Genomic DNA, 5,575 nt, shown 5'->3' on the forward strand with positions numbered 1-5,575 from the left:
AGCATGAGCAGGCCCGGGCAGCGGTCAACGAGGCGCGCGCGATCCTTGCGCGACGCCAGCTCGACCTGCGCTACGCCACGGTCAGTGCACCGATCGATGGCCGCATCGATCAGGCGCTGGTGACCGAAGGCGCGCTGGTCGGCGTCGCCGATGCCGAGCCGATGGCGGTGGTGCAGCAGATCGACCAGGTCTACGTGGACGTGCGCCAGCCTGCTTCGCAGCTGCAGTCCCTGCAGCGCAGCGCGGTGGACGGCGAGTTGCCGGTGACGATCATCGGCGCGGCGGGTACGCCGCTGCCCGAGCGCGGCCGGCTGCTGTTCTCCGGTGTCAATGTCGATGCTCGCACCGGCGATGTGATCCTGCGCATCCTGGTCGACAACCCGGAGCGGCAGTTGTTGCCGGGCATGTACGTGCGTGCACGGGTGCCGCGTGGTGCGCCGGCCAGCGCGTTGCTGCTGCCGCAGCAGGCAGTGCTGCGCAGCGCCGGTGGCCAGGCCTATGCCTGGGTCATCGCCGCCGATGGCAAGGCGGTGATCCGCACGCTGGAGGTGGACGGCAGCGTCAACCGGCAATGGCTGGTGCGGCACGGCCTGAAGGCCGGCGAGAAGGTGGTGGTGGAAGGCCAGGAGCGCCTGCAGGAAGGCGTACTGGTCGATCCGCGCGACTGGCAGGTACCGGTCGCCAGTGCCAGCGCACCGCAGACATCCGCAAGCCAGGGCTGAGCCCTTCCAGGAACCTACGACATGGCTCGTTTCTTCATCGATCGCCCGGTATTTGCCTGGGTGCTGGCGATCTTCGTCATCCTGGCCGGCGTGCTGGCCATTCCGCGGCTGGCGGTCGAGCGCTACCCGGCGGTCGCACCGCCCAGCGTCAGYATCTATGCCAGCTATCCCGGCGCCAGCCCGCAGACATTGAATGATGCGGTGGTCGGCCTGATCGAGCGCGAGCTGTCCAGCGTCAAACACCTGCTGTACTTCGAATCGTCGGTGGACACGTCCGGTGAAGCGTCGATTACCGCCACCTTCAAACCCGGCACCGATCCTGAGCTGGCGCAGGTGGACGTACAGAACCGGATCAAGGCGATCGAGCCGCGCCTGCCGCGCAGCGTGCGCCAGAACGGCCTGTTCGTGGAGGCGGCCGACTCCGGATTCCTGATGCTGGTGGGCCTGCGCTCACCCGATGGCAGTGTCAACGAAGCGGCGCTGGGCGATTTCATGGCGCGCAACATCATCGAGGAGCTGCGACGCATCGACGGCGTCGGCCGCGTGCAGCTGTTCGGTGCCGAACAGGCGATGCGGATCTGGCTGGACCCGACCCGCCTGACCGGCTACGGCCTGACCATGGGCGATGTCGCCAGCGCGATCGAGCAGCAGAACCTTGAAATCTCGCCGGGCCGCATCGGCGATTCGCCCGGCGTTCCCGGCCAGCGCATCACCRTGCCCTTGAGTGCCGAAGGCCAGCTGTCCACGCCCGAACAGTTCGCGGCGATCGTGCTGCGCGCCGGTGCCGATGGTTCGCGCGTGCTGCTTGGCGATGTCGCCCGGGTCGAACTGGGCGCGCAGAGCTATGCCTGGGGCACGCGCGAAGATGGCTATCCGGCGACGGCCGCCGGCGTGCAGCTGCGCCCAGGTGCGAATGCGGTGCGTACCGCCACGGCGGTGCGCGAACGCATGGCCGACCTGCAGCCGCTGCTGCCGCATGGTGTTGAATCCAGCATTCCGTTCGATACCGCGCCCTTCGTCAAGGTCTCGATCCAAAAGGTGCTGCAGACCCTGATCGAGGCGATGCTGCTGGTGTTTGCGGTGATGTACCTGTTCCTGCAGAACTGGCGCTATACGCTGATCCCCGCACTGGTCGCGCCGATCGCGCTGCTGGGCACCTTTGCGGTGATGCTGGCGCTGGGTTTCTCGATCAACGTATTGACCATGTTCGGCATGGTGCTGGCGATCGGCATCATTGTTGACGACGCGATCGTGGTGGTCGAGGGCGTGGAGCGAATCATGGCCGAAGAGGGGCTGCCGCCGCGCGAGGCCACGATCAAGGCGATGCGTGAGCTGACCGGTGCGGTGATCGGCATCACCCTGGTGCTGACGGCGGTGTTCATCCCGATGGCGCTGGCCAGTGGTTCGGTTGGCGCGATCTACCGCCAGTTCAGCGTGGCGATGTCGGTGTCCATCCTGTTTTCGGCACTGCTGGCGCTGAGCCTGACCCCGGCGCTCTGCGCGACCCTGCTGCGGCAGGGCACACGTGGTCACCATGGCCGCGGCGGCGTGTTCGGTGCGTTCAACCGCGGCTTCGAGCGGATGACCGGGCGTTACCAGCAGGGCGTGGCTGCCGTACTGCGGCGCAGTGGCCGGGTGATGGGCCTGTTCGCTGCCTTGCTGGTGGCACTGCTGATCGGCCTGCATTGGTTGCCGGGCGCGTTCCTGCCGGAAGAGGACCAGGGCTATTTCATGACTTCCATCCAGCTGCCGGCCGAAGCAACCGCCGAGCGTACGCTGGCGGTGGTCGAAGCCTACGAACAGCATGTCGCCTCACGGCCGGCGATCGCCTCCAACCAGGCCATCCTTGGCTACAGCTTCTCCGGTTCCGGCCCGAGCGCGGCGCTGACCTACACCATGTTGAAGGACTGGGGTGAGCGCGGCGGCAGCACCGCATCGGACGAGGTGAAGGCGGCGCAGCAGGCCATGGCGACGGTGCCGGAAGGCGAGGTGATGAGCGTGATGCCGCCGGCCATCGACAGCCTTGGCCGTTCCTCCGGATTCTCGTTGGCGCTGCAGGCGCGTACCGGGCAGGGCCAGGCTCAGCTGCGCGCCGCCCTGCAGCAGCTGCTGAAGCTGGCAGAAGCCAGTCCGCTGCTGGCCGAAGTGCACGCCGATGGCCTGCCTGCGGGCAGCAATGTGCGCTTGGACATCGATCGCGCCAAAGCCGAAGCGATGGGCGTGGCGTTCACCGACATCAGTGCCACGTTGTCGGCGGCGATGGGCTCGCAGTATGTCAACGACTTTCCCAATCGCGGGCGCATGCAGCAGGTGATCATGCAGGCCGATGCGCCGCACCGGATGCAGCTGGAGGACGTGCTGAAGCTGTATGTCCGCAACAGCGAAGGCGGCATGGTGGCGCTATCCGAACTGGTCACCCCGCACTGGACCGAGGCGCCGCTGCAGCTGCAACGTTACCTGGGGTTCCCGGCATTGAATCTGTCCGGCGCACCTGCCGGCGGTGTGTCCACCGGCCAGGCGATGGTCGAGATGGAGCGCCTTGCCCAGCAGCTGCCAGCGGGTTTTGCCCTGCAGTGGACCAGCCAGTCGCTGCAGGAGCGTGAGTCCGGCGCACAGGCGCCGTGGTTGCTGATGCTGTCGATGCTGGTGGTGTTCCTGGTGCTGGCGGCTCTGTACGAGAGCTGGTCGATCCCGCTGGCGGTGATGCTGGTGGTGCCGTTGGGCCTGCTCGGCGCCGTCGCTGCAGTGCTGCTGCGCGAGATGCCCAATGATGTGTTCTTCAAGGTCKGCATGATCACGGTGATAGGTCTTTCGGCGAAGAACGCGATCCTGATCGTCGAATTCGCCCGACAGCTGCAGTTGCAGGGGCGCGGCCTGGTCGAAGCGACCATCGAAGCGGCGCGGCTGCGGCTGCGGCCGATCGTGATGACCTCGCTGGCGTTCGCGCTGGGTGTGGTACCGCTGATGCTGGCGCAGGGGGCTTCAAAGGAAACGCAACAGGCCATTGGTACCGGCGTGTTCGGCGGCATGGTCAGTGCGACCGTGTTGGCCGTGTTCTTCGTGCCGGTGTTCTATGTGGTGGTGCAGGGGGCGCAGCAGTGGCTTGCGCAGCGCCTGCGCCGACGCCGGTCGACGCCGGGAGGAAACGTGGATGGAAAGCAGGTGGATGGAGAGCAGGAGCCCTGAGGGCCTGTACGAGGCGCAGTTGCGCGTGTTGGAGCAGCAGCTGCGGGATGCGCTACTGGACGGTGACCATGGTGCGGCAACGGCATTGCTTTCACCGGTATTGTTCATGATGGACGGGCGGGGCGGCCGGATGCTCGACCTGCCCTGGTTGCAGGACTGGCGACAAGGGCATCTGCAGGTTCACGCGCTGCAGGTGCATGCGGTGGAAACGCTGCTGTGTGGTCGCCTGGCGCTGTTGTCCGGCGATGTTCAGCTGCATGTGCATTGGCGGGGACGCGAACATGTGCAGCGCATGCGCGTGCTGCGTGTCTGGACAAGCTGTTCCGGTGCCAGCGGCGCGCAGCTGCTGTCGATGACGGTGCTGGCAGGCTGAACACGGTCATGCAGCTTTCAGGCCCCGTTTGCGTGCAGATGGTAGGGTCCAAGGTCTCTGTAGTTTCGACAAGGAGTCGAGCCATGCGTGTAATTCCCAGTCTGTTGGCTGCCTCCCTCGGCCTTGCGCTGAGCGCCTGCCAGCCGGCCCAGACGCCCGCCTCCAGTGGCGCAGGTGGCGGGGTCGCAACGCCGGCACCGGCACCGGCATCTGTGGCTGCCGCTGTTGATGGCGGCGGCAACGAAACCCTCTATCGCTGCGGCGACCTCGATGTGCGCGCCACCTTCAACGGTGAGGACGCGGCGACGGTTGTGATTGGCGGGCGCAGTTTCGCGATGTCCTCCGAACGTGCGGCCTCCGGTGCGAAGTATGCCGACGGCAAGGGCAACAGCTTCTGGACCCGCGGCAATGACGACGCGCTGCTCAGCCTGAAGGGCGAGGCGGACCGCGAATGCAACGCGGTGGAGGCAACCGAGGGCGATGGCAGTGCCGGTAACGCGGCGTTCCGTGCCACCGGCAACGAGCCGGGCTGGCTGGCCATCGTCGACGGCGATACGCCGGGCCTGCAGGTGGATGTGGATTACGGCGAGCGCCGTTTCACCGTCGCCAAACCGACCGAGGGTGCGGATGGCTGGGTGGGCAAGGCGGCGGATGGCACCGACATCAAGCTGAGCTTCCAGCGCACCACCTGCCAGGACGGCATGAGTGGCGAGACATTCGAGGCCAAGGCGATGCTGGCCGTGGGCACGCGCCAGTACCACGGTTGTGGCAACTTCGGCGGCAAATGACGAAAAGGGGACGGAGGGGATGACGTCGTTTGTGCCATGAACGACGTCATCCCCTCCGCCCCCTTTTGGCGTCAGCCCTTGCAGGGCTTCAGATCCAGATCCGGAGACAGGTCGTAGCGCAGGTTCACACCGATCAACGCCTGCCGGATCGCGCAGTCATCGCGATGGCGGGCCACCAGGTCGGCAAAGATCTTCTCTCGATCGTCGCAGAACCTGGCGATGGCGGCCTCCAGCTCGCGACGACGGGCGTCGTCGTAGGGTTCTTCGCCGGCAAAATGCTGGCAGCTGTTCTCCCGTTCGATGAAGGCCTGCACATCGGCGGGCATGCCGCAGTAGATGCGGATGTCCTGCACGAAAGCGACGTCGTCGGGGACGCTGCAACCGGCGGCAGCCCGCGCCTGTTGCTCCTCGTCGGGGGTGTCCGCCAGCGTCGCGGCAGCATCTGCTTCATCTGCAGCAGGTGCAACCGCAGCGGCAGCGGTGTCCGCTGCGGGGGGCTGCGTCAC

At 66.6% G+C, this 5,575-nt stretch carries 5 protein-coding genes; 4 read left to right on the forward strand and 1 reads right to left on the reverse strand.

The genetic code is table 11. The annotated features are described in order from the left end of the window. From AB4Y84_RS11575 to AB4Y84_RS11590, 4 genes are all read left to right on the forward strand, one after another. Nucleotides 1-722 (forward strand): efflux RND transporter periplasmic adaptor subunit (locus AB4Y84_RS11575; protein WP_442250156.1); only part of this gene is annotated, 722 nt, incomplete at its 5' end. Between the two features lie 21 nt (nt 723-743). Further along, nucleotides 744-3,908, forward strand: coding sequence for a multidrug efflux RND transporter permease subunit (locus tag AB4Y84_RS11580; RefSeq protein ID WP_442250157.1), 3,165 nt, complete (start codon nt 744-746; stop codon nt 3,906-3,908). After that, nucleotides 3,889-4,281, forward strand: coding sequence for a nuclear transport factor 2 family protein (locus tag AB4Y84_RS11585; RefSeq protein ID WP_312110904.1), 393 nt, complete (start codon nt 3,889-3,891; stop codon nt 4,279-4,281). Before AB4Y84_RS11580 ends, AB4Y84_RS11585 begins: the two co-directional genes overlap by 20 nt. 83 nt (nt 4,282-4,364) lie before the next feature. After that, nucleotides 4,365-5,069 (forward strand): COG3650 family protein, encoded by a 705-nt coding sequence (locus AB4Y84_RS11590; RefSeq protein ID WP_442243479.1) that lies wholly within the window; start codon nt 4,365-4,367, stop codon nt 5,067-5,069. A gap of 71 nt (nt 5,070-5,140) precedes the next feature. Here AB4Y84_RS11590 and AB4Y84_RS11595 read toward each other — a convergent pair. Beyond that, nucleotides 5,141-5,575, reverse strand: a 435-nt coding sequence (locus AB4Y84_RS11595; RefSeq protein ID WP_442250158.1) for a hypothetical protein, incomplete at its 5' end; no start/stop codon positions are given.

The organism is Stenotrophomonas sp. 2YAF22 (assembly GCF_052114665.1).
GTDB classification, from domain to species: domain Bacteria; phylum Pseudomonadota; class Gammaproteobacteria; order Xanthomonadales; family Xanthomonadaceae; genus Stenotrophomonas; species Stenotrophomonas indicatrix.

Coding starts and splice junctions, on each gene's coding strand:
- AB4Y84_RS11585 (WP_312110904.1), top strand. CDS start 3,889: ATGGAGAGCAGGAGCCCTGAGGGCCTGTACGAGGCGCAGTTGCGCGTG.
- AB4Y84_RS11590 (WP_442243479.1), top strand. CDS start 4,365: ATGCGTGTAATTCCCAGTCTGTTGGCTGCCTCCCTCGGCCTTGCGCTG.